Source organism: Arenibacterium sp. CAU 1754, assembly GCF_054482635.1.
In genome coordinates this window covers 506388-531819 of sequence record NZ_JBTLRG010000002.1, presented here as the reverse complement: position 1 = coordinate 531819, position 25432 = coordinate 506388, and the positions used below count along the sequence as shown (strand labels likewise).

The window sequence follows — 25432 nt, the reverse complement described above, 5'->3', positions numbered from 1 at the left end:
GGTCAGAAGCGCTCAAGCAGGCGTTCCAGATATTCAAGTTCCAGTTCGGGGCGTTCGCCTTCGCCGCTGCGGCGGCGGATTTCGTCCAGCAATTCACGCGCCCGGCGATAGACATCTTCGCCCTGAAGCATGTTATCGCCCGTACCGATTGACCCATTCGAACCGGTGTCGCGGCCCAGCGGATCACGCCCGCGCGCTGATTGATCGCCCTCGGTCTGCCCCTGTCCGGGCTGCATTTGCTGGTTCTGTTGCGCCAGCGCCTCGCCCAAGGAGCGCATGCCTTCGCGCAGGGCCTCCATCGCTTCGGACTGTTTGTCGATGGCATCGGCAAGATCGTCGCGGCGTAATGAGTCCTCGGCCCCTTCCATCGCCCGGCCTGCACGGTCCAGCGCATCGCGCGCCGCATCGCCCTCGGCCGTTCCGGCACCGGGAAGGTTACCTTGCTGCCGTTGCAGTTCCTGCCGCAAGGACCGTTGGCGTTGCGCAAGCGACTCTTCCAGCCCTCCACCGCCCTGACCGCCCTGCTCGGTTCCCTGACCACCGGGCTGCTGTCCCTGCCCTTCGGCCTGGCCCTCGCCACCCTGACCTTCGTGGCTCTGGCCCTGACCCTGACCGCCGTTGCGGCCCTGATTGCCCTGGCTCTGACCGGAATTAGCGCCGGGATTGAATTGTTCCTGCAGATCGCGGAAGGCCTGATCGGACAGGCCCTGCTGTTCGCGCAGGGTATCGGCAAGGCCCTCCATGGCCTGTTGCCCTTCGGATTGTCCGCCCTGCCCGGGCGCGTTGGTGACCCGCATGTTCTCCATCAGCTCCTGCAGTTCCTGCAGGGCTTGCTGTGCTTCGGCCATGCGGCCCTGTTCCATCAGTTCCTGAATGCGGTCCATCATCCGCTGCAGATCATTCTGAGTCATCTGCATGGTGTTTTCGGGCAGTTCGTTCGGATCGAGACTCTCGCCGTTTTCCTGCGCCTGCCGGCTCAGCTGGCGCATATAGTCGTTCGTCGCCTCGCGCAGTTCCTGCATCAGTTCGGCGATCTCCTGATCGCTGGCACCGTTTTTCATCGCTTCGCTCAGGCGTTCCTGTGCGCGGCGCAGACGTTCCAGCGCATCGCCCAGATCACCATCTTCCAGCAGCACGGCCAGATCCCAAAGCGCCTCGGCGATTTCGTCCTGTTGTTCGGCCTTCAGATCAAAGGCCGTCATCGTTTCGAGGCGACGCAGAATGACGCGCAGCCGCAGATAGGCAGTTTCTGAACGGAACACATCGTCGGGACGGTGCGAAATGGCGCGCAAAAGTTGCGCGACGCGGGTCGCATTGGCGCGCGACCACAGCAGATCGCGCCGCTGTTCGATGACCGCCGCCGCCATCGGATCGAAGAACCGTCGCGCGGGCAGGATGGTGGCGAAGGGGTCCGATTGACCCGTTTGCCCGGCCGCATCCGCGACGCTGAGAGTGAAGGTGACCGGCAGGTTGGCCCACGGATGTTTTGAGAAATCCTCGATCAAAGTCTCCGAAAACGCCGCCCGATCGCCGGTGATGGGCATCGGCAGGGGCACGTTGACCCCCTCGCGCGGGTCAGGGTCAATGGCGAGACCATAGCGGCGGTCCAGCGCCGCCATGTCGAGCGTGATCAGCGCCTCGCCGGACACGATGCCATAGTCATCCTCGGCCTGAAACGGCAGCGACATCTGGCCCATCGCTTCGGGTTCCGCGGCACTGAGGACGGAAACAACCGGAACAGTGTCCTCGATCACCGCGACATCCCATGTGCGCCCGCCACGTCCGTCGATGTGCAAAGTGCCATCCTGTGTGACCGTGAATTCCTGAAGCGGCTCGGATGCCGTCGGCCCATCGCCCGTGCGGCCCGAAATGGTTTCGGCAAGTGTCAGGGCGCCAACCTCGCCATAAAACCGCAGAATGATCTGGCTGCCTTGTACAACGCTCAGATCCGGCTCGGTCATGTCGTTGAGATAGAGTGTCGGCTGGCCGGTATATCGTGGCGGTTCGATCCACCCCTCCCACGACGGGCCGGAGGCCTCTGCGGTCAGTCCGGGGGTCATGTCGCCGACCGACCCGACCCGCCAGATAGAGCCAAACAACAGGGCCACGACCAGTGCGGCGGCCGCAACATAACGCAGCGCATATGGGTCACGCCGCGCAACCCGCAGATCGGGACGTGCCGGACGGGCCTGTGCCGCGCGGGCGGCCATGCGTGCCTGGTGCGCGCGCCATACCGCGGCGGAGTCAGCGTCGCCGATGCCGATGGCCTGTTCGTCGACCAGGGCCTGAATGGGCCTGCCCGGAAGGGTTTCATCCAACCGGACCAATGCCTCGGCCCGGCTGGGCCAATGGAACCGGCGCACGCCGAGCACAAGGCTGACCAAAGCCCCCAGAAGCGCCAGCGCCCCACCGCCCCACACCAGTTCGACAGCCAGGATGTCATGCAGGCCCAGCATCAACAGGGCCAGCACCGCCATCACGATGCTGATCAGAGGCCAGAAACAGCGCACGGCCTGTTCGGCCACCATCCCCGCACGGGTCAGGAACAGCGGCTTTCGCAGTTTCTTCAGGACAGGATCAGCGCCGGTTGGCTTTTGCATCATGGTCTCCGCACGGCATTTGCCGCGGGTTCACGTCAAAGCCATTCAGGGATGGTATCGCGATTTATCATTTCGTCAAAGGTCGGACGTGAGCGGATAACCGCGAATTGATCGTCTTTCACCAGAACCTCGGGGATGAGGGGGCGCGAATTGTATTCGCTGGACATCACCGCGCCATAGGCCCCCGCACTGCGGAATGCGACCAGATCGCCCGCCGCCATCGGGGGCAGGTCACGCCCCCTGGCAAAGGTGTCGCCGCTTTCGCAGACCGGGCCGACCACGTCATAGGGTTGCGGTTCAGTGCCCGGTGCCGGTTCGCTCAGCGGGACGATGTCGTGATGTGCGTCATACATGGCCGGGCGGATCAGGTCGTTCATCGCCGCGTCCAGGATCAGGAAGGTCCGGTCTTCGCCCGATTTCACATAGATCACCTTACTGACCAGAACGCCCGCGTTCCCGGCGATCAGCCGGCCGGGTTCGATTTCGATCTCGCATCCCAGGTGCCCCAGCGTTTCCTTGACCAGCGCGCCGTAATCCGTGGGCAGCGGCGGGGCCTCGTTGCTGCGGGTATAGGGAATGCCCAGACCGCCGCCCAGATCGAGCCGGCGAATGTCATGCCCGTCGGCGCGCAGGGTTTCGGTCAGTTCCGCAACCTTCTGATAGGCCAGGCGATAGGGTTCAAGTTCGGTCAGCTGGCTGCCGATATGCACGTCGATCCCGATCACGTCCAAGCCCGGCAAAGCGGCGGCCATGGCATACACCTCACGGGCGCGCGAAATCGGGATGCCAAATTTGTTTTCGGATTTGCCGGTGGCGATCTTGGCATGGGTTTTCGCGTCCACATCCGGGTTCACCCGGATGGTGATGGGGGCCACGGTCCCCAGGTCCAGCGCGACGGCGTTCAGAACCTCCATCTCGGGTTCGGATTCGACGTTGAACTGGCGGATACCACCGCTCAGCGCTGTGCGGATTTCTTCGGCGGTCTTGCCGACGCCGGAAAACACGATCTTGTCGCCGGGCACGCCTGCGGCGCGGGCGCGGCGATATTCCCCTTCCGATACGACGTCCATTCCCGCCCCAGCCTGGGCCAGGGTGGCCAGGATCGCTTGGTTGCTGGCCGCCTTCATCGCATAGCAGACCAGGTGGTCGGTCCCCTCCAGCGCCTCGTCAAAGAGGTTGAAGTGGCGCAGCAGAGTCGCCGTCGAATAGACGTAAAACGGCGTGCCCACCGCGGCGGCAATTTCGCTAAGCGGGACGTCCTCGGCGTAGAGGGCGCCATTCTTGTAAAGAAAATGATCCATGGCGCGCGTTTAGACGCAAAGCGCGCCACAGATCAAATGGATTCCGGCCCGGCGCGGGTGATTGGCCGGTCTAACCTTTGGCAGCGGCCTTGCGCTGTTTCAGGATGGCGGCCGACCGGGCCGCGACGCGGTCGAACACAGGCATGAAATCGGGGTTCTTGATCCCGCGCCCATTGGCCAGTTGGAACAGCATGTGGAACGGGTTGTCGTTGCATTCGACGATAGCCGGGCCATCCGTCGTGATCGCCATATCAAATCCGACAATACCGAATTCTGGGAACACCGCGTGTGCATCGCAGGCCAGTTGCAGCGCCTGATCCCAGCAGGGCAGATGCAGATTGTCAAAGCTGGCCCCGCTCACCGGGTGAGTTTCGATATCACTGGCGTCCGGGCCGGTTCCGATGCGGGCGCGCGTGACGGTGCCGGTCTGCACATCGACGGCAGCGATCATGCTGCCTTTTTGCCAGAAATTGTCGGACATGGCGTCGGGCGACGGGATTTTCCACACGGCGTACAGGGGTTTGGGGGTTTCGTCCTCGATCACGGTGACGATGCGCACGGTGCCGATGGCCTCCCCTGCGACGCGGGCCATGTCGGGGTGTTGGACCAAGGCACTTTGGAACAGATATCCGCCGCCTTCGGCCCTGACCACCTCGTTACAGAACTGGTCGAGTTCAACGCTGCGCCCGTTGCCGAGATGCAGCTTGCCCTGATCGGCTTCGATCGACGTGACGCAAACCGACCCGACGCTGAGCGAGCCATTGTTGGGTTTTCCGAACAGCGGATATTGCGCATCGGTTAGCAGGAAATCACGCACCTCCTGTGCATTGGTCAGGGTGCGCACCGCGCCGAAGTGCCTGTGCGAGTGAACCACCGCCTGTGTGCGGGTCGTGGACAGGCCAAGCTGGCGCAACAGCGCGGTGTAAAGAACCTTGTTCCCCACGAAATCGTTCGAGCGCGCCAATTCTGGCGGCGACATACGCGTGTTTAGCGCGCGGTTTGCAACCACGCCGACAAATTCACGTTTTTCAGCCGCCGAGAGCGCGGGATCATATAGCCCGTTAGCATAGTATTCGGTGGTCTGCAGCTTGGGCCCGGAAAACCGCAGCGCCGTCATTTCGCGCAGCTGACGCAACGGGCTGACGCCGAATTCGCGCGCGACCCGAACGATTTGCGAGGCTTCGGTGGATTTCGCGGCATCGGGCCCTTCCAGAAGGGCGGAATTTTCGGTCGATGCGGTGGCCATTTTCGTGATCTCTCCTGCTCAGGCTTCAGCCATTTGTCCGCAGGTTAATCAGAGATAATGGCCAAAACTTGACGCCATTGTTTCCAATTTCGCGCGAAATATCCGGTGTCGCGCAGGTCGGCCGTTGGTCATGGGCTCGACGCTAGGCAACGCGCCCGCGCAAGAACAGATAGAGAGGCAAGCCGCAGCTGACGCCGATCAGGAAGGTTGCCGGAATGGCCAGAAGACCAACCCAATTGCGTTTCTGAACCGACTCTGAAACCACGAAAACGGTCAGCGCGATGGCTGCGATTGTCAGATCCCAGACTAACCCGCTGCTGGCGTCATTGGCGTGCCAGGCATTGACCATACCCGCCAGATCAAACCCGTTTTCCTGAAACCACGGGATGAAATAGGACATCGGGTGGATCACGCCCCAGACCGCAAGCCCAAGATAGATGATCCGCAACGGTGTCATACCCCTAGAACCCCAGCATAATGGACAGCGGCCCCTTGTGCAGGCCGACCCCGCCACCGACGTGGACGCCGCTGTTGGACACGGACACACCGGCGGTTGCACTGGGTTGAACAGGCTCGCCGTCGGCACCGCAGCCGGCCAGAACCGTCAGGATGACACTTGCAACTATTGCCTTGGTCCGGATCATGCCAGCCTCGCTTTCCACCTCTTGACCTGGGCGCGGACCTGTGACGGTGCCGTGCCCCCGTATGAGGTGCGCGAGTTTACCGAATTTTCAACACCAAGGACACCAAAGACGTCCTCGGTTATGTCTTCGTGCACCGATTTCATGTCCTCAAGGGTCAGATCCGGCAGGTCGCAACCGCGCTGTTCGGCCATGGCCACCAGCGATCCGGTGACGTGATGCGCATCGCGGAACGGCAGGCCCGGAACCCGCACCAGCCAGTCGGCCAGATCGGTTGCGGTCGAAAACCCCGATCCGGCGGCGGCGGCAAGCGAGTCGCGGTTCGCGCTCATGTCACGTACCATGCCCTCCATCGCGGCAAGGGCCAGCATCCAGTTGTCGGCGGCGTCAAAGACCTGTTCCTTGTCTTCCTGCATGTCCTTGGAATAGGCCAGCGGCAGGCCCTTCATGACCATTATCAGCGCGGTGTTCGCCCCGAAGATGCGCCCGACCTTGGCGCGGATCAGTTCGGCCGCGTCGGGGTTTTTCTTTTGCGGCATGATGCTGGACCCGGTCGAAAACCGATCGGACAGGGTGACGAACCGGAACTGGGCCGAGGACCAGATCACCAATTCCTCGGCCATGCGGCTGAGGTGAATGGCGCTGACGCTGGCCGTGCTCAGGAATTCGAGCGCGAAATCACGGTCGCTGACCGCATCCAGCGAATTGGCCGCCGGACGGTCAAAGCCCAGCGCCTGTGCGGTCATCTCGCGATCAATGGGAAAGGAAGTACCGGCCAGGGCCGCCGCGCCAAGGGGCGATTCGTTCATCCGGGCGCGCGCATCGCGCACACGGCTGAGATCACGGCCAAACATTTCCACATAGGCCATCATGTGATGGCCCCAAGTTACCGGCTGGGCGGTTTGCAGATGGGTAAAGCCTGGCATGACCCAGTCGGCGCCCGCCTCTGCCTGACCCAGAAGCGCTTTGATCAGGGCCAAAAGCCCACTCTCGGCGGCGTCCAGCTGGTCACGCACCCAGAGTTTGAAATCGGTTGCGACCTGATCGTTGCGGCTGCGCCCTGTGTGCAGCCGCCCTGCAGGTTCGCCGATGATCTCCTTCAGCCGCGCCTCTACATTCATGTGGATGTCTTCAAGCGCGGTGGAAAACTGAAATGTTCCCGCCTCGATCTCTGACAAGACTGTGAGCAGCCCTTCCCGAATGGCCTCGGCATCGGTATGTGTGATGACACCTGTCGCGGCCAGCATGGCCGCATGGGCGCGCGAGCCTGCGATATCCTGTGCCGCCATCCGCTGATCGAACCCGATCGAGGCATTGATCGCCTCCATGATCGCGTCCGGCCCTGCGGCAAAGCGGCCACCCCACATCTGGTTCGCGGTTTTGTCTGACATTGATCTGTACCCGGAGATATTATGCGCCTGTTTCGTCTGCTGACCCTTTATATGGCCCTTGCGCTGGGTGCAAATACCACCATGGCCGCCGATACCGCGACACTCGAAGCGCTGCGCGAAGGCGACATGAAAAAGCTGGTGATCCACAGCGCCCCGAAACCAACATCCGAGGCCGAGTTCGTTCTGGCCGACGAGGCCGGCATGGGCACACTGGCCGATCACCGGGGCAAATATGTTCTGCTGAATTTCTGGGCGACTTGGTGCGCCCCCTGCCGAAAGGAAATGCCCATGCTGGAAGCGTTGCAGACGGAATTCGGCGGCGACGATTTCGAGGTGCTGACGCTGGCCACGGGGCGTAATTCGCCGACGGGCATCAAGACATTTTTCGATGAAAACAACATCGTCAGCCTGCCCCGGCATCAGGACCCCAAACAGGCTGTCGCCCGCGAGATGGCTGTTTTCGGCCTGCCGATCACGGTTATCCTGAACCCTGAAGGGCAGGAAATCGCCCGCCTTCAGGGCGATGCTGACTGGAATTCGGATAGTGCTAAAAACATCATTCGCGCGTTGATTGACTGACGTCCGGTTCCGACTTGCGCCGAAGTTGACTGTTAGTTATCCGACACAATTAGCCAGGTGATCGTATGCCGTATAACTTCAAAATATTTGATGACCTTGACGTCATAAGGATTGTGTTTCACGGAGCCATTGTTCCGCAGGACATTCTGGGGCTGCTTGATCAACTGGACGAAAACCCACTTTACCACCCCAAGATGGATGAAATCGTTTTCTTCAAGAATCTAAAGTATTCTGGATTCAACCCTGAAACCTTGGAAAACATTAATGAAATGGCACGCGGTATTTTTCTCCGCGGCGGTCACACCAAAAAAATTGCCATTGTGGCCCCTGATGATCCGGGCCGAAAGGTCGCCACGGCGTTCTGCAAAAAGATGTCAACTTACAACAGTGTTCAGGCACAACGTTTTGATACTGGACAAGACGCGTTGGAATTTCTGGGCCGATCCGATAGACGCCTTTGGACCGACATAATCAGCGTTGAAAAGGTCTGATCGAGACCCTGTTCACGACCAGATATGATCCTAATGTCGGTACGTAAAATCCTTGGGAAGCAGGGATATTTCTGGTTTCTTGGTGTAACCTGACAAAATTCTGAGCAAGAACGGACCTGTATGCCCTGCACATACACCCTGCACAAAGACATCAATATCCTGCATTGTCGACTGACGGGCGCGCCCAGTCTGCGGGATATCCTGGACCTGTTTGACAAGGCTGCCACGGAGCCCGGAAATATCGACACGACAAATGTCATCATCGACTTGCTCCAGATTGCTGAACTCAGGTTCAACGACGCACAGGAACAACAGTTGATCGCAATGCTCATCGGGTTCAGCTTACGGCGAAATTACCGAAAGAAATGCGCGATTCTGGCGGATTGCGAGCCGGGCTGGTCGCTGGCCGGTCGGGTGACCACGGCAACCGCGGGCAAGACATTGGTGGAATTTGAACGCATCCGCGACCCGTCGCAGGCCCTGACATTTCTGGACGTGAGCAAACCGGTCGAACTGGTCAGCCTCGGGTTCAAGGACAACAACGAATACAACTGACGCAACGCCAACTTTGACAAACGGTCTTTGGGAACGCCAAATACCGCGTCAAGGGAGGGCCGTATGCCGCTGAACGTTTTGCTGCTTCTGGTGATCGGAGGCATTGGCGCCATCGTGGTGCTGCTGCATCTGCTCGGGAAATCGGGCAAACTGGTCATGGCCCCCGAAGATGCCCGCGCCGAGTGGCATGGGCATTTCCCGGATGACATGATCACCGATGTTCTTCTGGCCGCGGATGGGCACAGCGCCCTGATCGAAACCGAACAAGGCAGCGGGCTGTTGTGGGCCTTCGGGGCCGATACGACGGGACGGCGGCTGCGCGATTTCGACATCATGGATCACAAGACCGGGCTGCGCGTCCTGTTTCATGACTACACCGCCCCCACCGTCACCCTGCACCTGACCGAGATTGAAAAGCGCGTCTGGCGCGAAAGGATGAAACCGCATGACTGACACCCTCAGTTATCCTGACGTGGTCCAGTGGGCCGTGCCATTGTTTGTCGCCGCGATCCTGATTGAACTGTTCTGGATCGTGATCAAGGGGCGCGGTGGGCGGTATGAAACGCGCGATGCGCTGACATCGCTGATCATGGGCGCGGGCAACGTGGCCGCGGGCCTTGTGCTGGGGTTCATCGTTTACGGGTTTCTGATGGCGCTGTGGGCGATCACGCCACTGGATCTGGGCACGTCGGTCTGGGTGGTTCTGTTGTGTTTCGTGCTGGATGATCTGCGCTACTACTGGGTGCACCGGTTCGGCCATCGCATCCGCTGGGTCTGGGCCAGCCATGTCAATCACCATTCGTCCCAGCATTACAATCTGACCACCGCCCTGCGCCAGACCTGGACCGGGACATTCACCCTGATGATGGTGGTGCGCGCGCCGCTGATCCTGATCGGGTTTCATCCGGCGATGGTTCTGTTCGTGGGCGGCCTGAACCTGATCTATCAGTTCTGGATCCACACCGAGGCGATCAATCGTCTGCCCCGCTGGTTCGAGTCGGTGATGAACACGCCGTCGCACCACCGCGTGCATCACGGGCGCAACGCGCGTTATCTGGACGCGAACTATGCAGGGGTGTTCATCATCTGGGACAAGATGTTCGGCACCTTCGTCCCCGAACTGGAGGAAGAGAAACCCGATTACGGTCTGGTTCAGAACCTTGGCACCTTCAATCCGATCCGGGTGGCGTTTCATGAATGGGTCGGGCTGTTTCGCGATGTGGTCCACCCGGGTCTGACCCTGCGCCAACGGCTGTCCTATGCGTTCGGGCCACCGGGCTATAGCCATGATGGCAGCCGCGACACCTCAGAAACCATCAAGGCCAAGCATCTGACCCGAAACCCGGCCGATGCGGGCACGCCGGGATTTCGTTAGGAGCGCGCCAGACGGGCGACGGCGCCATGGCGGTGGCAAGTCACGATGTGATCGTTGATCAGGCCGGTCGCCTGCATGAACGCATAGACAATCGTGGGCCCGCAAAATTTGAACCCCGCCTTCTTGAGGTCTTTTGACACCTGCTCGGACAGCGATGTTGCGGCCGGCACCTGCGCCATGCTGGTCCAAGTGTTCCGCAAAGGCTGTCCACCGACATAATCCCACAGAAACCGGTCGAACCCCTGATCCCGTTCGATCCGCTGCCAAGCACGGGCGTTGTTTATGGTCGCCTCGATCTTGCCCCGGTGGCGAATGATGCCCGGATCGCCCAGCAAGCGGGTGATTTCGGGTTCACCCCATGTTGCGATCACGTTGGGATCGAACCCTGCAAAAGCGGCGCGAAAATTGTCGCGCTTTTTAAGGATCGTGATCCAGCTCAGCCCGGCCTGAAACCCGTCGAGGATCAGCTTTTCATAGAGCGCGCGGCTGTCATAGACCGGAACGCCCCATTCGGTGTCGTGATATTGCACATAAATCGGATCATCGCCCGCCCAGTCGCACCGTTCCATGCACGTCGCCCCCCTATGCGATCAATCTATCGAAAATCATCGCAAAATATGAGGTTTAAACGCTGATTCAGACTTCCGCGCAATGCTGCGCGCATTGCTGACCATATCTTATGCGGCCCCAGACCCGGAAGATGCCATGAAGAACCGTCGAAAACGCAAACTCGCCGATTTGCCCGAAGGGGCCGACAGCCCGCTGAATGCCGCGTTGGTCGGGCGGGACCGCTCCACCATGGACATGGTGTCGGCCGCCGTGCGTCACCGCCAGGCGTTGCTCGCCTTTCAGCCGATCCTACAGACAAACCCACCCCATCACATCGCATTCCACGAAGGTCTGGTGCGCGTTTTGGATGATACCGGACGCGTCATCCCTGCGCGGGACTTCATGCCGATGATCGAAGACAGCGAACTGGGCAGGGAACTGGATTGCATCGCGCTGGAAACCGGGCTGCGCACGCTGGCGCGCAACCCGTCTGTGCGCCTGTCGATCAACATGTCGGCGCGCTCGATCGGGTACAAGAATTGGATGAACGCGATGGACCGGCATCTGAAAAAGGATGCCACGCTGGGCGAGCGGTTGATGCTGGAAATCAACGAGGCCTCGGCCATGGCGATGCCGGAACTGGTAATCGACTTCATGGATCGTCTCCAGGGAAAGGGAATCGCTTTTGCGCTGGATGATTTCGGGGCCGGGATCACGTCGTTCAAACACTTCCGCGATTTCTTTTTCGACGCGGTCAAGATCGACGGGCAATTCGTGCGCGGCATCCACGCCAACCCCGACAACCAGGACGTGGCCCAGGCGCTGGTAGCACTGGCAAAGCAGTTTGACATGCTGGTCATCGCTGTGTCCGTGGAAACCGTGCAGGACGCAGAATTCCTTGCCGGGATTGGGGTTGATTGCCTTCAGGGCTATCTGTTTGGCGCCCCGACAGTGCGCCCGCCCTGGACGGTGCAGGGGGTCACAGCCGAGCGTGCATGAGCCCCGGCGGAACCGCACTGGACGCACCGCTCCGTCCCCTTGAAACGGGTGGTTGACCCTGAGACACCCTGACTGTTGCTGCAAGTGCAGCAATCCTTTATGTCCTGTGTGGGAAGGCCCGGGGGGACACACGCACCAGAGACACTACTTTCTGCGCGCGCATACTCTCCAAACACATCTTGGCAGAGGACCACGAACACATGACCAATGTAGTAATTGCATCCGCCGCGCGCACAGGCGTCGGCAGCTTCGGCGGCTCGTTCGCCAACACCCCGGCGCACGATCTGGGCGCCACCGTTCTTGAGGCTGTCGTTGAACGCGCCGGCATCAGCAAGGACGAAGTGTCCGAAACCATTCTGGGTCAGGTTCTGACCGCCGCACAGGGCCAGAACCCGGCCCGCCAGGCCCATATCAACGCCGGTCTGCCCCAGGGCAGCGCCGCGTGGAGCATCAACCAGGTGTGCGGGTCCGGACTGCGTGCCGTCGCCCTGGGTGCACAGCACATCCAGCTCGGCGATGCAGATATCGTGGCCGCCGGTGGCCAGGAGAACATGACCCTGTCGCCACACGCCGCCAGCCTGCGAGCAGGACACAAGATGGGCGACATGAAATACATCGACACCATGATCCGCGACGGTCTGTGGGACGCTTTCCACGGCTATCACATGGGCCAGACCGCCGAAAACGTCGCCCAGCAGTGGCAGATCAGCCGCGACACACAGGATGAATTCGCCGTTGCCTCGCAGAACAAGGCCGAAGCCGCGCAAAAGGCTGGCAAATTCGCCGATGAAATCGTGCCGTTCATCATCAAGACCCGCAAGGGCGACATCGTGATGGACAAGGATGAATACATCCGCCACGGCGCCACCATGGAAGCAATGCAGAAATTGCGCCCGGCCTTTACCAAGGACGGTTCGGTCACGGCCGCAAACGCATCGGGCCTGAATGACGGCGCCGCCGGCACCCTGTTGATGAGTGCCCAGAACGCTGAAAAGCGCGGGATCGAACCGCTGGCGCGCATTGCATCCTACGCCACCGTTGGTCTGGACCCGACCATCATGGGCGTCGGCCCGATCTATGCCAGCCGCAAGGCGCTGGAAAAGGCCGGCTGGAAAGCCGAGGACCTCGACCTGGTTGAAGCTAACGAAGCCTTTGCCGCGCAGGCCTGTGCCGTGAACAAGGACATGGGCTGGAACCCCGAGGTGGTCAACGTGAACGGCGGCGCCATTGCCATCGGTCACCCGATCGGTGCCTCGGGTGCGCGGATCCTGAACACCCTATTGTTCGAGATGAAGCGCCGCGACGCCAAGAAAGGCCTCGCCACGCTGTGCATCGGCGGCGGCATGGGCGTTGCCATGTGCCTTGAGCGCGACTGATACTGATCAAGGCGGCGCTGAACCGCGCCGCCTGTATCCGCCCCAGACGGCGGGAATTTCCTTTGCATCCGCAGCGTAATATTGTTGCGCACGGGAAATTATGTACGTAACAACATTGCGAACGCATTTTTTTGGAGGAGACACACACCATGTCGCGCGTAGCCCTTGTAACCGGTGGATCCCGCGGGATCGGCGCCGCTATTTCCACAGCCCTGAAAGACGCCGGTTATAACGTTGCCGCGACTTATGCGGGCAATGACGAAGCCGCAGGCAAGTTCACCGAAGAAACCGGCATCAAAACCTATAAGTGGAACGTTGCCGATTACGACGAAAGCGCCAAGGGCATCGCACAGGTCGAAGCCGATCTGGGCCCGATCGACGTGGTTGTCGCCAACGCTGGCATCACCCGCGACGCCCCGTTCCACAAGATGACTCCGGAGCAGTGGCATCAGGTGATCGACACCAACCTGACCGGTGTGTTCAACACCATCCACCCTGTCTGGCCCGGCATGCGTGAACGCAAGTTCGGCCGCATCGTGGTTATCAGCTCGATCAACGGCCAGAAGGGTCAGTTCGCGCAGGTAAACTATGCCGCAACCAAGGCGGGCGATCTGGGCATCGTGAAATCGCTGGCCCAGGAAGGCGCGCGCGCCGGCATCACCGCCAACGCGATCTGCCCCGGCTATATCGGCACGGACATGGTTATGGCAGTTCCGGAAAAGGTGCGCGAATCGATCATCGCGCAAATCCCGGCAGGCCGCCTGGGTGAGCCTGAAGAAATCGCGCGTTGCGTCGTGTTCCTGGCCTCGGACGATGCCGGGTTCATCAACGGCTCGACCATCAGCGCAAACGGCGGTCAGTTCTTCGTCTGACGCCTGCGCAAAAGTACAAACGACAAAGGGCCGGTCCAATGGACCGGCCCTTTGTTTTTGGGTGTGGTGCCCCGGTTCAGCGCTTACCGAACAGCCAGGACCAAGCCGATTTCATCGCCTTGGCCCGCTCTTCATGGGCGGCCTGCATGGCCCGATACACGGTGGGTGTTGTCGCATTTTCCAGCATTTGTTTGCTCCTAACGCTCAGAATTCCTGTTCTGAACCCAATATGGACTTTGGAGATAAAACGGACAAACGAGACTTCTCATCTCTTCAGATTAGTATTATTTAACTGAATATGAGCACCGCCCTTCCCCCTTTGACCGCCTTGCGCGCCTTTGACGCCGCCGCGCGACACATGTCCTTTGCCAAAGCAGCCGAGGAGTTGAGCGTCACCCCCGCTGCCCTGTCGTTCCAGGTCAAATCGCTAGAGGAGCATCTGGGCCAACCGCTGTTCCGTCGTCTAAACCGGGCCGTGGAGCTGACCGAGGCGGGGCGCGTTCTGGCCCCCGGTGTCGAAGACGGGTTTCAGACCCTGACTTCGGCTTGGCGCGCGGTGCGTCGGATGCAGGACGACACCACCCTGACCGTGACCGCCGGGCCGGCCTTCACGGCAAAGTGGATGGCGCCGCGGCTTTTTGAATTCGCCCGCGCGCATCCCGAAATCGAGCTGCGGTTTTCCGCCAGCCTCAGAATGATGGATTTCGACCGGGACGAGGTCGATGTCGCGATCCGGTTTGGGTATGGCCCTGACCCTGATCTTTATGCGCTGCCGCTGGCGCAGGAGTGGCTGACCCCGGTAATGACCCCTGATATGGCCGAGAAATACCCGACGCCCGAAAGCCTGAAGGATGCACCACTGATCTTTGATGAATCGGTGGCCTTCCTGGACCCGCCTTGTGACTGGCCCACATGGTTCCGCGCCGTTGGCGTCGATTACACCCCGACCCACGGTGCGCATTTTTCCCAGGCTGATCACGCGGTGGACGCAACATTGGCCGGGGCCGGCATCACGCTGGGCCGCCGGGCACTGGTGATCAAGGACCTGCACGAAAAACGGTTGGTTGCGCCCTACGGCGTTGCGATCCAGACCAAGGCGCATTTCCGGTTCCTGTGCCCCAAGGGCCCCGAAAACCGCCCCCACATCAAAGCGTTTCGTGAATGGATTCTGGCCGAGATAGACAAGACAGCGGATGTCTCAAACTCCCTGACCATCATCCCCGTCGAAGACGTCCCCCCTGCATGAGCCGCGGTCGCGCCACAGCCGTCGGATTTATCGCGGTTCTGTTATGGTCGCTTCTGGCCCTGTTGACCGTTGGATCGGCGCCAACGCCGCCCTTGTTGCTAAATGCCATTTGCTTTGGCATCGGCGGCACGCTGGGCCTGATCTGGACCGGGATGAGCGGCGGTTTGGCTCAACTGCGCGGGGTGGGATGGCACATCTATCTGATGGGGACGCTGGGATTGTTCGGCTATCACGCACTCTATTTTTCCGCCCTGCGCATGGCCCCTGCCGCCGAGGCCGGCCTGATAGCATATCTCTGGCCATTACTGATCGTGCTGTTTTCGGGGCTTTTGCCTGGGGAAAGGTTGGCCACGGGGCATCTGGCGGGCGCGCTGCTGGGGTTTGGCGGCGCGGCGCTGATCATCACGGGCGGCGGGCTTGACGGATTTCAGGCACAGCATTTGCCCGGCTATGGGCTGGCGCTGTTATGTGCGCTGACCTGGTCGAGCTATTCGGTCCTGTCGCGCCGCGTGGGCGTGGCCCCGACCAGTTCGGTCGCGGTGTTTTGCCTGGCCTCGGCCGCCTTGTCCGTTGTCATGCACCTTTGGCTGGAAGAAACCGTCTGGCCCATCGGCGTCTCTGGGTGGCTGGCCACGCTCGGGCTGGGCCTCGGACCCGTCGGCCTGGCCTTCTACGTCTGGGACATCGGGGTCAAACAGGGTGATATCCAGCTACTTGGTACCAGCTCATACGCGGCGCCGCTGCTGTCCACCCTGCTGCTTGTTGCGACAGGGATCGCCGCCCCCAGCTGGTCGCTGGCCTTGGCGGCGGCCCTGATCACCGGCGGCGCGCTGATAGCAGCGCGCGCCAGCCTGAGGTCTGTCTAACTCGACAGGCGCTCGATCTCTTCTTTCAGTTTCAGCTTTTGCTTTTTCATCGATGCCAGCTGGAGAGCATCTACACCCGGCGCGCGTTGAGCTTGCTCAACTTCGCTACTCAGGTGCTGGTGCTTCTTTTTCAGTTCCGCGAGATGCGAGCTCAGGCTCATGGCAATCCTCCTCTGAATAAGTTGCCTTTCAAGTTGAGCACATTCCCGGCGCTCTGTCACGCCGCATGCGCATCGAATGCCATTTATTTGGATAATCTGCCGACCAGCGGATCAAGGGCTAGGCACCGGCAGGCCATGGCAGTGGCGCGCCGTTGCGCAAAACCGCGGTGATTGCAGGGGCATAGCTGTCGCTATCCTGCCCATGTGCCGCACCCGTATGGAGAATCACCGGCGCATGAAGTTTGAAATCCGCGCGCCCCGCCTTTCGCGCCCGCAGAATGACCAACTCGGCCGCGCGGCCTGATCGGGCGCAGAGCGGCAACACCTCTGGTGAGCCGAGCCGACCGCCGCAGGCCGCCAGCATTTCCGGCAACCGGTCGGCCCGCTGAATCATATGCAGCACGCCCTTGGGCGCCAGCCTGCGGGCCGCGACATCGACCCACTCCGCCAACGGAGTCTGTTCGCCCAAGGCAAGGCTGCGACCGGCGTCCTGGGCGGCGCTGTGCGCACCCTTGCGGTAGTAGGGCGGATTGGCGATGACGTGATCGAACTGCATTTGGCGAACCGTCAAGGGGAGCTGTGTCAAATCGCTTTCGATCACGGTCAGAGTTGCCTTGTTCAGATCGGCGTTGCGCCGCGCCAGATCAGCGTAGGCGGGTTGCACCTCAACCCCCGTCAGCACCAGTCCGGGCACGCGATGACCCAGGCACAGCACCGCCGCCCCTGCCCCGCAGCCCAGTTCAAGAACCGATTGCCCGGCCCGGGCGGAAACGGTCGCAGCCAGCAGAACGGGATCACCCCCGGCGCGGTATCCCTTGCGTGGCTGTAACAGCTTCACCCGCCCGCCCAGAAAGGCATCGCAGGTCAAATCCTGATCCGGAAACGAGGTCACAGGCCCAGCGGGATGTCATTGTCGCGCATGACGCGGACGGCCGCGTCATAATCATCGCTGCGCACCATCATGCGACGTGGGAACACACCTATGCCGCCTTCAAGTATGCTCATGTTTACGTCCATCTGAAAGCAGTCTATATCCTCGCCCTGAAGAAGGGCGGACGCGAAGGCCAGAATCGTCGGGTCGGTGCTGCGTAAGAGTTCCTTCATAACCAACGATGTAAGGGCAAGGTGACACGAATGTCGAGCCTTGTAGCAGGAGTGTGATGGACGCTTCCACGGCCAACAAACCACATGAGCAGCTGGCGCAAACCCTGTCCGGGGAAATGGCCGCGGTCAACGCCCTGATCCGCGAGCGGATGGCATCCGAACATGCACCCCGCATTCCCGAAGTGACGGCCCATCTGGTCGAGGCCGGCGGCAAGCGTCTGCGCCCGATGCTGACGCTGGGCGCGGCGCGTCTGTGTGGGTATCAGGGCGAGGATCACATCAAGCTGGCCGCGACGGTCGAATTCATCCACACCGCGACGCTTTTGCATGACGACGTGGTGGACGAAAGTGAACAGCGCCGGGGTCGCCCCACCGCGAACTTGCTGTGGGACAACCAGTCCAGCGTTCTGGTGGGTGATTACCTGTTTGCCCGCAGTTTCCTTTTGATGGTTGAAACCGGGTCCTTGCGGGTGCTGGGCATTCTGGCCAATGCCTCGGCCACGATTGCCGAAGGTGAGGTTCTGCAACTGACCGCCGCGCGCGATCTGGCCACCGATGAAAGCATTTACCTCAAGGTCGTGCGCGGCAAGACGGCGGCGCTGTTTTCGGCCGCAACCCAGGTGGGCGGCGTGATCGCTGGCGCCCCCGAGGATCAGGTTCAGGCGCTTCATGATTACGGCGACGCGCTGGGAATCGCGTTTCAGATCGCGGATGATCTGTTGGATTATCAGGGCGACAGCGCTGCAACCGGCAAGAACGTGGGTGATGATTTCCGCGAACGCAAACTGACCCTGCCGGTGATCAAGGCCGTGGCCAAGGCAACGCCCGAAGAACGCGCATTTTGGGTGCGCACCATCGAAAAGGGTCAGCAGGCTGACGGCGATCTGGATCAGGCGCTGAGCCTGATGAACAAGTACGGAACGCTTGAGGCCACACGCGCCGATGCGGTGGCATGGGCGGAAAAGGCCAAAACGTCGCTGCGCGCGCTGCCCGATGATCCGATCCGCACCATGCTGACCGACATTGCCGATTATGTGGTGGCGCGGCTGGCATGATCAGGCCGCCTTGCAGCCCTGGACCCACCAGCCCGGATTGCGCGCACGCAAATCTGCGACCGCGCGGTCGCGGCTGACCGCATTTGCCATCACCGCAAAACATGTTGCCCCCGACCCCGACATGCGCGCGAGGCGACAGCCTGCGCTGTCGCGCAGCGCGGCAAGGACCGATCCGATGACAGGCGCCACCTGCAATGCGGGGGGCTCCAGATCGTTGCGTTGATTTTCCAGCCAGTCGATCCAGTCCCCTTCCATTGCGGGCATTGGCCAGTCCATTGCCGGATTATCTGCACTGGAAAGAGCGTGAAACACCGCCCCCGTGGGCACATCGACGCCCGGATTGACAAGGATCATCGGCAGGGGCGCGCGGGGTGTCAGCCGGTCCACGACTTCTCCGATACCCCGCATGCGCGATAACTGTGACACCATACAGACGGGCACATCCGCCCCCAGCGTCACAAGCGCCGCTGGCGATGGCAGGGGCGCATCCGCCATCTCGGCAAGCGCCCGCAGCACGGCGGCGGCATCCGACGATCCGCCGCCAATTCCGGCCGCCGCAGGCAGGTGTTTTTCAAGATGGATATCGGCCGTGATCCCCATCAGCTCCGCCGCCCTGATCACAAGGTTCCGCCCATCCGCCGGAACCCCCTGCGCCTTTGGGCCGGTGACGGTCAGCCGGGTTTGGGATGCGGGCGACACCGAGAGAACATCGCCAATATCGGCGAAGGCGACCAGCGAATCCAACAGGTGGTATCCGTCCGCACGCCGACCCGTGACATGCAGTGTCAGGTTGATCTTGGCCGGCGCAAAAACCCTATTTCTTGTCATTCGCCACTTTGAGGGGCGGTGCGCCCTCTTCGGCCAGAACCTTGTCAAGCCCGATTTCAAGTTTGCGGCGGATCCTGTCAGGATCGGCCTCACCATCGGTGTCCTTTGGGTCGATGAACGAAAGGGCGCGGCGCCACTGGAATTCGGCCTCGCGGTAACGGCCAACGGCCCAGAACACATCGCCCAGATGATCGTTTACCACCGGGTCCACCGGCATCAGTTCCACAGCCTTTTCCATGTGGCCGACCGCCTCTTCGTACCGACCAAGGCGATAAAGCACCCAGCCAAGGCTATCGACGATGTAACCGCTGTCGGGGCGGGCCGCGACGGCCCGTTCGATCATGTCGAGCGCCTCGTCCAGATTTTCCTGCCGCTCGACCAGCGAATAGCCAAGATAGTTCAGGATCTGCGGCTGCTCCGGGTTCAGTTCCAGCGCACTGCGAAAATCCTGCTCGGCCTTTTCCCAATTTTTCAGCCGCTCGTGACTGATTGCGCGCGCATAGAGCAGGAACCATTGGGATGGCGCCCCCTTTTCGGTGAATTCGATCGCCCGATCATAGGCTTCGACCGCACCGGCATAGTTTTCCTGCTGGCGCATCAGATCGCCCAGCGCCGAATGCACCAGCGGCAAGGCCGGGTATTCCAACGCCAGTTGTTGCAGGACCTCGCTGGCCGCATCGGGTTTGGCGGACCGGCGCAACGCCTCTGCCCGGCCCAGTTCGGCGGCATGATGGTCGGGGCTGGATTTGGGCACCTTGCGATAGGTCGCGACGGCCAGATCGTATTGGCTCAGATTGTCGAGAAGTTCGGCGGTCAGCAACAGCGAGTCGATATGGTCGGGCCGCAAGTAGCCTGCAATACGTGCATAGACCAGCGCATAGTCATCCGATGCCTCGCCCTTGAGCGCCTGTCCGATGGAATAGAACACCTCGGCCATGCCGTCCTGCACCGAAGTCACATGCGTAAAGTCAAGCTTTTCACCCTGAGCCAGACGATCGGCCAGATCGGTCAGCCCGGGGTCGAAGCCAGCGCCAAACGCGTCGGCCATCATGTCCAGCGCATCGGTATTGCGCCCCAGCTGCGAAAGGATTTCGGCCCGCGCCATCGCGGCGCGGCGGCTCATGGTCGAAAGGTTTCCATTGTCCTGGGCAAAAATTTCTTCGGCGGCCTGAAAATCACCGACCGAGGCCAATGCCAGCGCCTTGTGATACAGCGCGAAATTGCGCAGGCCGCCCTCCTTGGCAACGGCATCGAATTGCCCCGTGGCCTTTTCCACGTCACCGTTGCCCATATGGGCCCAGGCCAGCATCAAACCGTCCACCAACGGGCCGATGCCCTGGGTTTCCGTATCGCGGGCCAGTACCGCGTCAAAATCGCCTTTGGCGATCAGGTTGGCGGCAACGACCATATGGGCCACCTGGCTGCGCTGGCCCCGGAATTCAACCATTTCGGCCACCGGCAGGGCCTTGTCCAAATTGCCCAGCGCGACCTGCGCGAGGACAACGTTCGTCATCAGCGTGACATTGTCGCGATCCCGCGCCAGAGCGCGCGTATGATACTGTGCAGCCGCTTCGAAATCGCTGGAATACAGGGCCTGTCGCCCGGCCAGATAAGCGCCCGCCCCGGACTGGGCCGCACCGATACCCGGCGACAAGAGCGATATGACAACTGCGGCAACCGCCGCCCGTGGAAGAAATGAAATCACCTGAAAACCCTGCTTCCTGCGCACCATTGAATCAAAGCTAGGCGCTCAGCCCACAAGGCGCAATGGCACAACCTGAAAAGGCTGTGCCACTGTCGCAATTTATTCGGATCGCACGAAGACGTGCTTACATGTTGGGATAGTTCGGGCCGTCGCCACCCTGCGGTGTCGTCCAGTTGATGTTCTGGCTGGGGTCCTTGATATCGCAGGTCTTGCAGTGCACGCAGTTCTGGAAGTTGATGACAAAGCGCGGGTCTTTGCCTTCTTCCTCGACGAATTCGTACACACCGGCCGGGCAATACCGTGCCGAGGGGCCTGCATATTTGGGCAGGTTCACGGACACAGGGATACTGTCATCCAGCAGCTTCAGATGCGCCGGTTGCGCCTCTTCGTGGTTGGTAAAGCTGAACGAGACGTTGGTCAGCCGGTCGAACGACAGCTTGCCATCCGGCTTCGGATAATCGATCGGCGTGTGCTTGCTGGCCTCTTCGGTGGCTTCGGCATCGTTCTTGCCGTGGCCCAGCGTGCCCAGCAGCGAAAAGCCCAGGGTGTTGGTCCACATGTCGAACCCGCCCACGGTGAGCGAAGCGACGAGGCCAAATTTCGACCACAGCGGTTTGACGTTGCGCACCTTCTTGAGGTCCTTGCCGATGGCGCCTGTGCGCACCTCGTTTTCGTAGTCGGGCAGTTCATCACCGCTGCGCCCGGCCTTGATCGCGGCATGGGCGGCCTCGGCCGCGGCCTTGCCGGACAGCATGGCGTTGTGGTTGCCCTTGATGCGCGGCACGTTGACCATGCCAACTGAACAGCCCAGCAGCGCACCGCCCGGGAAGGTCATCTTGGGCATCGACTGATAGCCCCCTTCCGAAATCGCGCGGGCGCCATACGCCACGCGTTTGCCGCCTTCGAGCAGGTCAGCCACCATCGGGTGATGCTTGAACCGCTGGAATTCCATATAGGGAAAGAGATACGGGTTCTTGTAGTTCAGGTGCACCACGAAGCCGACGTAAACCTGGTTGTTTTCCAGGTGATAGATGAACGACCCGCCACCGGCGTTCGCGTTCAGCGGCCAGCCCATGGTGTGGGTCACGGTGCCTTCGCGGTGCTTGGCGGGGTCGATCTCCCAGATCTCTTTCATGCCGATGCCAAATTTCTGCGGCTCTTTCCCGGCTTGCAGGTCATATTTGGCGATCACCTCTTTGGACAGTGATCCGCGCACGCCTTCGGACAGGAATACGTATTTGCCGTGCAGTTCCATGCCCGGTTCGGTGTCGGGGCCATAGGATCCGTCAGCTTCCAGGCCAAAGACACCGGCAACCACGCCTTTGACTTCGCCGTTGTCGCCATAGACCAGTTCGGAACAGGACATGCCCGGGAAGATTTCGACGCCCATCTCCTCGGCCTGTTCTGCCATCCAGCGGCAGACATTGCCCATCGACACGATGTAATTGCCGTGGTTGTTCATCAGCGGCGGCATCGGGAAATTGGGAACGCGCAGTTTGCCCGCCTCGCCAAGCATGTAAAAGTTATCTTCTTTAACCGGCGTGTTCAGCGGCGCGCCTTTTTCTTTCCAGTCGGGAATGAGCGCATCAAGGCCGCAAGGATCAAGAACCGCGCCCGACAGGATATGCGCGCCCACTTCGGAGCCTTTTTCAAGCACCACAACGTTGAGGTCCGCATCAAGCTGCTTGAGCCGGATCGCGGCGGAAAGCCCGGCCGGGCCTGCGCCGACGATCACAACGTCATATTCCATCGCTTCGCGTTCAATCTCGGCCATCGTGGCGCTCCTCATTATGGCTGGGCCCGACAATTGCATTCGGGCGTAACTTTATTTCGCGGCTGATTACCTTTTGTCACCGGGCGCGGTCAATCGCAACACCGCGTCACACCGATCACTTTGGCATGTGCGCCCGGAATGTGGGCAATAATGTTTCCCGCCTACTCATTCCGGGCGATCGCCCATCAGGTATCGCGGCCCGGTTCCGCGGGATGCGGCGCGATCATCCGGGTTGAACAGTTTGCATTTTGGCAGGCTGAGACAACCGCAACCGATGCACCCGTCCAAGTTATCGCGCAGCTTTTCCAGCGTGGCGATGCGTTGGTCCAGATGACTGCGAAACTCTTCGCTGATGCGCGCCCAATCCTGTGGCGTCGGGGTGCGTCCGCCCGGCAACCGATCCAGAAGCGCGCGAATCCGGGGCAGGGAAAACCCGAATTGCTGCGCCACCATGACAAAGCTGAGCCGCCGGATATCGGCGCGCTGAAAACGGCGCTGCCCGCCCGCATTGCGCCAGGGTTCCAAAAGCCCCTGCGACTCGTAATACCGGATGGCGGACACGGCCAGCCCTGTCCGCTTGGCCAGCGCCCCGATGGACAGCCCTGCTTTTTGTGCCATTCCAGCCCCCTGAAAATTATCTTGACCTAAAGTTAGGTTTAGAAATTACGGTAGACAAATCCACAAGAAAAGGATTTGCCATGATACCCCGACTTGAACACGCCAATGTCACCGTTTCCAACCCCAAGGCCACCGCCGCATGGCTGTGCGATGTGTTTGACTGGCACATCCGCTGGGAAGGCCCCGGAATGCAGACCGGATACACCGTGCATGTTGGCAGCGAAGACAGCTATGTCGCGCTGTTTTCCTATGGCGATGCCAAACCCGCCAGGGATGAATCGTATCGCACCATCGGCATGCTGAACCATATTGCCGTCTTTACCGACGACATCGACCAAATCGAAACCAGGGTGAAACAGGCCGGGTTCACGCCGACAAACCACAACGATTATGCGCCGGGGCGCCGGTTCTATTTTCACGACGGCGACGGAATTGAGTGGGAAGTCGCCTCCCATCAGGCCTAGGCCGCAGCGGTTTCACTTGCAATCCCCACGCGGTTTGGGTCAGTTAATCCCAGACTCCTGAGGTCGCCCCGACGCGTTTTGCGGCGGGGCGTCAAATTTTGCGTGGATAAAGATTATGGAAAAAATCCCGATGACCCCGGCGGGCTTCAGCGCACTTGAAGCCGAATTGAAGCATTTGAAATCCGAAGAACGCCCCGCGATCATCAAGGCCATCGCCGAAGCGCGCGAACATGGCGACCTGTCCGAAAATGCCGAATATCATTCCGCCCGCGAGAAACAGTCCTTCATCGAAGGCCGCATCAAGGAACTGGAAGGTGTCCTGTCGCTGGCCGACGTCATCGACCCGGCCAAATTGAGCGGTTCCATCAAGTTCGGAGCCAAGGTAACCTTGGTTGACGAAGACACGGACGAAGAAAAGACTTGGCAGATCGTCGGTGAACACGAGGCCAACATCGAAAAAGGCCTTTTGAACATCAAGTCGCCCATTGCCCGCGCCCTGATCGGAAAGGACGAGGGGGACAGTGTCGAAGTGCGCACACCGGGCGGAGAACGATCCTACGAAGTGTTGAAGATCGAATATTCCTGACGGAGCGCCGCAATGTCCGGCCCATCACAAAAACCACCCGAGAACCAGGCCACGCCGCTGGGCATCTACGATCGCCCCGAGCGCGAGCGGGTCACCGGGATCGAAGTGATCGCAATCGCGCTCAGCATTCTGTGGCTGGGCGGGTCGCTGGTCTTTTTTGTGCTGGTCCCCGAATCCGACGAGCCCCTGTTTAACGGCCTGCAGTTCATCATCACGATTCTGGCGATCTTTCTGCCCGTGGCGATGATCTGGATCGCCGCCACCGCGGCACGGTCCAACCGGATCATGCGCGAGGAAAGCCAGCGCCTGCAGGCGGCCATCGACGGTATCCGGCAGTCCTATGTCGCGATGCAGCAAAGGTCGTCCATGGGCCCGGAACCCTCGGTCGCGCGCAAGCTGGATGAAATTGCCGCTGTCGCCAAAAAGACGGAAACCACGCTGGCCACGTTTTCAACCCGCCGCGAGCGTGAACAGCAACGTGCGGCGCCTGCGCCCGAACAGGTCGCCACGGGCGATCAGGGGTCTCTGGCGCTGGGAACGCCCGCCGAAGAATTGTCGCCGCCCCTGCCAACGGATGATTTCATCCGGGCCCTGAATTTTCCTGAAACAGCCGAAGACGAAGCCGGGTTTTCCGCCCTGCGCCGGGCGCTGCGGGACCGCAAGACATCACAGATCATCCAGGCCAGCCAGGATGTGCTGACCCTGCTGTCCCAGGACGGCATTTACATGGACGATCTGCGCCCCGACATGGCCCGTCCCGAAATCTGGCGCCAGTTTGCCCAAGGGATCCGCGGGCGGGCAGTTGCCCCACTGGGTGGGGTGCGTGACCGCACGTCGCTGGCTCTTTCCGCAGGACGGATGAAGCAGGACCCGATCTTCCGCGATGCCGCGCACCATTTCCTGCGCCTGTTCGACCGCATGTTCGTCGAGTTCGAAAAAACCGCGACCGATGGCGACATTTCAGCACTGTCCGACACCCGCACGGCCCGCGCCTTCATGTTGCTGGGACGTGTGGCGGGAACGTTCGACTGACCGGTCAGGGCGTTTCGG

General features: G+C 60.9%; 28 protein-coding genes. 14 read left to right on the top strand and 14 right to left on the bottom strand.

Annotated features, from left to right (window positions below; translation table 11 throughout):
* Positions 1–2: 2 nt before the first annotated feature.
* The 6 genes from ACXYMO_RS09335 to argH all read right to left on the bottom strand — a co-directional run bounded on the left by ACXYMO_RS09335 (position 3) and on the right by argH (position 7179).
* Entirely contained in the window at positions 3–2603 is a 2601-nt protein-coding gene (locus ACXYMO_RS09335; RefSeq protein WP_458878425.1) for a TIGR02302 family protein, read from the bottom strand.
* A 32-nt stretch (positions 2604–2635) separates the two neighbouring features.
* Entirely contained in the window at positions 2636–3901 is a 1266-nt protein-coding gene (gene lysA, locus ACXYMO_RS09330; protein ID WP_458878424.1) for a diaminopimelate decarboxylase, read from the bottom strand.
* Between the two features lie 70 nt (positions 3902–3971).
* Positions 3972–5147 carry a sugar-transfer associated ATP-grasp domain-containing protein gene (locus ACXYMO_RS09325; RefSeq protein WP_458878423.1) on the bottom strand — a complete coding sequence of 392 codons (1176 nt, stop codon included), beginning with the start codon at positions 5145–5147 and terminating at the stop codon, positions 3972–3974.
* 142 nt (positions 5148–5289) lie between these two features.
* The gene (locus ACXYMO_RS09320) at positions 5290–5604 is read right to left on the bottom strand and encodes a DUF2834 domain-containing protein (protein WP_458878422.1); all 315 of its coding nucleotides are present in this window, start codon (positions 5602–5604) and stop codon (positions 5290–5292) included.
* Between the two features lie 4 nt (positions 5605–5608).
* Positions 5609–5791 (bottom strand): hypothetical protein, encoded by a 183-nt coding sequence (locus ACXYMO_RS09315; RefSeq protein ID WP_458878421.1) that lies wholly within the window; start codon positions 5789–5791, stop codon positions 5609–5611.
* On the bottom strand, positions 5788–7179 hold the full coding sequence (gene argH, locus ACXYMO_RS09310) for an argininosuccinate lyase (RefSeq protein WP_458878420.1): 1392 nt from the start codon (positions 7177–7179) through the stop codon (positions 5788–5790). The genes ACXYMO_RS09315 and argH overlap by 4 nt, the downstream gene beginning before the upstream one ends.
* A 21-nt stretch (positions 7180–7200) precedes the next feature.
* Here argH and ACXYMO_RS09305 point away from each other — a divergent pair, with 21 nt between their 5' ends.
* The 5 genes from ACXYMO_RS09305 to ACXYMO_RS09285 all read left to right on the top strand — a co-directional run bounded on the left by ACXYMO_RS09305 (position 7201) and on the right by ACXYMO_RS09285 (position 10179).
* The gene (locus ACXYMO_RS09305) at positions 7201–7758 is read left to right on the top strand and encodes a TlpA disulfide reductase family protein (protein WP_458878419.1); all 558 of its coding nucleotides are present in this window, start codon (positions 7201–7203) and stop codon (positions 7756–7758) included.
* 65 nt (positions 7759–7823) lie between these two features.
* Positions 7824–8249, top strand: coding sequence for a hypothetical protein (locus ACXYMO_RS09300; protein WP_458878418.1), 426 nt, complete (start codon positions 7824–7826; stop codon positions 8247–8249).
* A 120-nt stretch (positions 8250–8369) separates the two neighbouring features.
* On the top strand, positions 8370–8804 hold the full coding sequence (locus ACXYMO_RS09295; RefSeq protein ID WP_458878417.1) for a hypothetical protein: 435 nt from the start codon (positions 8370–8372) through the stop codon (positions 8802–8804).
* A 63-nt stretch (positions 8805–8867) separates the two neighbouring features.
* Entirely contained in the window at positions 8868–9257 is a 390-nt protein-coding gene (locus ACXYMO_RS09290; protein ID WP_458878416.1) for a hypothetical protein, read from the top strand.
* Positions 9250–10179, top strand: coding sequence for a sterol desaturase family protein (locus ACXYMO_RS09285; protein WP_458878415.1), 930 nt, complete (start codon positions 9250–9252; stop codon positions 10177–10179). The genes ACXYMO_RS09290 and ACXYMO_RS09285 overlap by 8 nt, the downstream gene beginning before the upstream one ends.
* Here ACXYMO_RS09285 and ACXYMO_RS09280 read toward each other — a convergent pair.
* Positions 10176–10748 (bottom strand): DNA-3-methyladenine glycosylase I, encoded by a 573-nt coding sequence (locus tag ACXYMO_RS09280; protein WP_458878414.1) that lies wholly within the window; start codon positions 10746–10748, stop codon positions 10176–10178. The two genes, ACXYMO_RS09285 and ACXYMO_RS09280, sit on opposite strands and share 4 nt — an antisense overlap.
* Positions 10749–10884: 136 nt before the next feature.
* Between ACXYMO_RS09280 and ACXYMO_RS09275 the strand changes: the two genes are divergently transcribed.
* The 5 genes from ACXYMO_RS09275 to yddG all read left to right on the top strand — a co-directional run bounded on the left by ACXYMO_RS09275 (position 10885) and on the right by yddG (position 16087).
* A complete protein-coding gene (locus ACXYMO_RS09275; RefSeq protein WP_458878413.1) occupies positions 10885–11727 on the top strand; it encodes an EAL domain-containing protein in 843 nt (280 codons plus the stop codon).
* Positions 11728–11927: 200 nt separating this feature from the next.
* The gene (locus tag ACXYMO_RS09270) at positions 11928–13103 is read left to right on the top strand and encodes an acetyl-CoA C-acetyltransferase (RefSeq protein WP_458878412.1); all 1176 of its coding nucleotides are present in this window, start codon (positions 11928–11930) and stop codon (positions 13101–13103) included.
* Positions 13104–13252: 149 nt separating this feature from the next.
* Positions 13253–13975, top strand: coding sequence for an acetoacetyl-CoA reductase (phbB, locus tag ACXYMO_RS09265; RefSeq protein WP_458878411.1), 723 nt, complete (start codon positions 13253–13255; stop codon positions 13973–13975).
* A 298-nt stretch (positions 13976–14273) separates the two neighbouring features.
* Entirely contained in the window at positions 14274–15221 is a 948-nt protein-coding gene (locus ACXYMO_RS09260) for a transcriptional regulator GcvA (protein WP_458878410.1), read from the top strand.
* Complete coding sequence (gene yddG / locus ACXYMO_RS09255; RefSeq protein ID WP_458878409.1) at positions 15218–16087, top strand: aromatic amino acid exporter YddG; 870 nt, start codon at positions 15218–15220, stop codon at positions 16085–16087. Before ACXYMO_RS09260 ends, yddG begins: the two co-directional genes overlap by 4 nt.
* On the opposite strand, the gene ACXYMO_RS09250 is transcribed toward yddG, so the two are convergent.
* The 3 genes from ACXYMO_RS09250 to ACXYMO_RS09240 form a co-directional block, all read right to left on the bottom strand.
* On the bottom strand, positions 16084–16248 hold the full coding sequence (locus ACXYMO_RS09250) for a YdcH family protein (RefSeq protein WP_458878408.1): 165 nt from the start codon (positions 16246–16248) through the stop codon (positions 16084–16086). The two genes, yddG and ACXYMO_RS09250, sit on opposite strands and share 4 nt — an antisense overlap.
* A gap of 118 nt (positions 16249–16366) precedes the next feature.
* Positions 16367–17140, bottom strand: a complete 774-nt coding sequence (locus ACXYMO_RS09245) for a tRNA1(Val) (adenine(37)-N6)-methyltransferase (protein ID WP_458878407.1) — start codon at positions 17138–17140, stop codon at positions 16367–16369.
* The gene (locus ACXYMO_RS09240; RefSeq protein WP_458878406.1) at positions 17137–17352 is read right to left on the bottom strand and encodes a putative signal transducing protein; all 216 of its coding nucleotides are present in this window, start codon (positions 17350–17352) and stop codon (positions 17137–17139) included. The genes ACXYMO_RS09245 and ACXYMO_RS09240 overlap by 4 nt, the downstream gene beginning before the upstream one ends.
* A gap of 56 nt (positions 17353–17408) precedes the next feature.
* Here ACXYMO_RS09240 and ACXYMO_RS09235 point away from each other — a divergent pair, with 56 nt between their 5' ends.
* On the top strand, positions 17409–18407 hold the full coding sequence (locus ACXYMO_RS09235; protein WP_458878405.1) for a polyprenyl synthetase family protein: 999 nt from the start codon (positions 17409–17411) through the stop codon (positions 18405–18407).
* On the opposite strand, the gene ACXYMO_RS09230 is transcribed toward ACXYMO_RS09235, so the two are convergent.
* The 4 genes from ACXYMO_RS09230 to soxR form a co-directional block, all read right to left on the bottom strand.
* Positions 18408–19235: a 4-(cytidine 5'-diphospho)-2-C-methyl-D-erythritol kinase gene (locus ACXYMO_RS09230; RefSeq protein WP_458878404.1), complete on the bottom strand. Its 828-nt coding sequence runs from the start codon at positions 19233–19235 to the stop codon at positions 18408–18410.
* On the bottom strand, positions 19222–20967 hold the full coding sequence (locus ACXYMO_RS09225) for a tetratricopeptide repeat protein (protein ID WP_458878403.1): 1746 nt from the start codon (positions 20965–20967) through the stop codon (positions 19222–19224). The genes ACXYMO_RS09230 and ACXYMO_RS09225 overlap by 14 nt, the downstream gene beginning before the upstream one ends.
* 97 nt (positions 20968–21064) lie before the next feature.
* Complete coding sequence (locus ACXYMO_RS09220; RefSeq protein ID WP_458878402.1) at positions 21065–22714, bottom strand: electron transfer flavoprotein-ubiquinone oxidoreductase; 1650 nt, start codon at positions 22712–22714, stop codon at positions 21065–21067.
* A gap of 165 nt (positions 22715–22879) precedes the next feature.
* Positions 22880–23332: a redox-sensitive transcriptional activator SoxR gene (soxR, locus tag ACXYMO_RS09215; RefSeq protein WP_458878401.1), complete on the bottom strand. Its 453-nt coding sequence runs from the start codon at positions 23330–23332 to the stop codon at positions 22880–22882.
* An 80-nt stretch (positions 23333–23412) separates the two neighbouring features.
* On the opposite strand from soxR, the gene ACXYMO_RS09210 reads away from it, so the two are divergent.
* The 3 genes from ACXYMO_RS09210 to ACXYMO_RS09200 all read left to right on the top strand — a co-directional run bounded on the left by ACXYMO_RS09210 (position 23413) and on the right by ACXYMO_RS09200 (position 25414).
* Positions 23413–23796 (top strand): VOC family protein, encoded by a 384-nt coding sequence (locus ACXYMO_RS09210; protein ID WP_458878400.1) that lies wholly within the window; start codon positions 23413–23415, stop codon positions 23794–23796.
* Between the two features lie 115 nt (positions 23797–23911).
* Positions 23912–24382: a transcription elongation factor GreA gene (greA, locus tag ACXYMO_RS09205; RefSeq protein WP_458878399.1), complete on the top strand. Its 471-nt coding sequence runs from the start codon at positions 23912–23914 to the stop codon at positions 24380–24382.
* Positions 24383–24394: 12 nt separating this feature from the next.
* Positions 24395–25414, top strand: coding sequence for a hypothetical protein (locus ACXYMO_RS09200; protein ID WP_458878398.1), 1020 nt, complete (start codon positions 24395–24397; stop codon positions 25412–25414).
* The last annotated feature ends 18 nt before the right edge of the window (positions 25415–25432 follow it).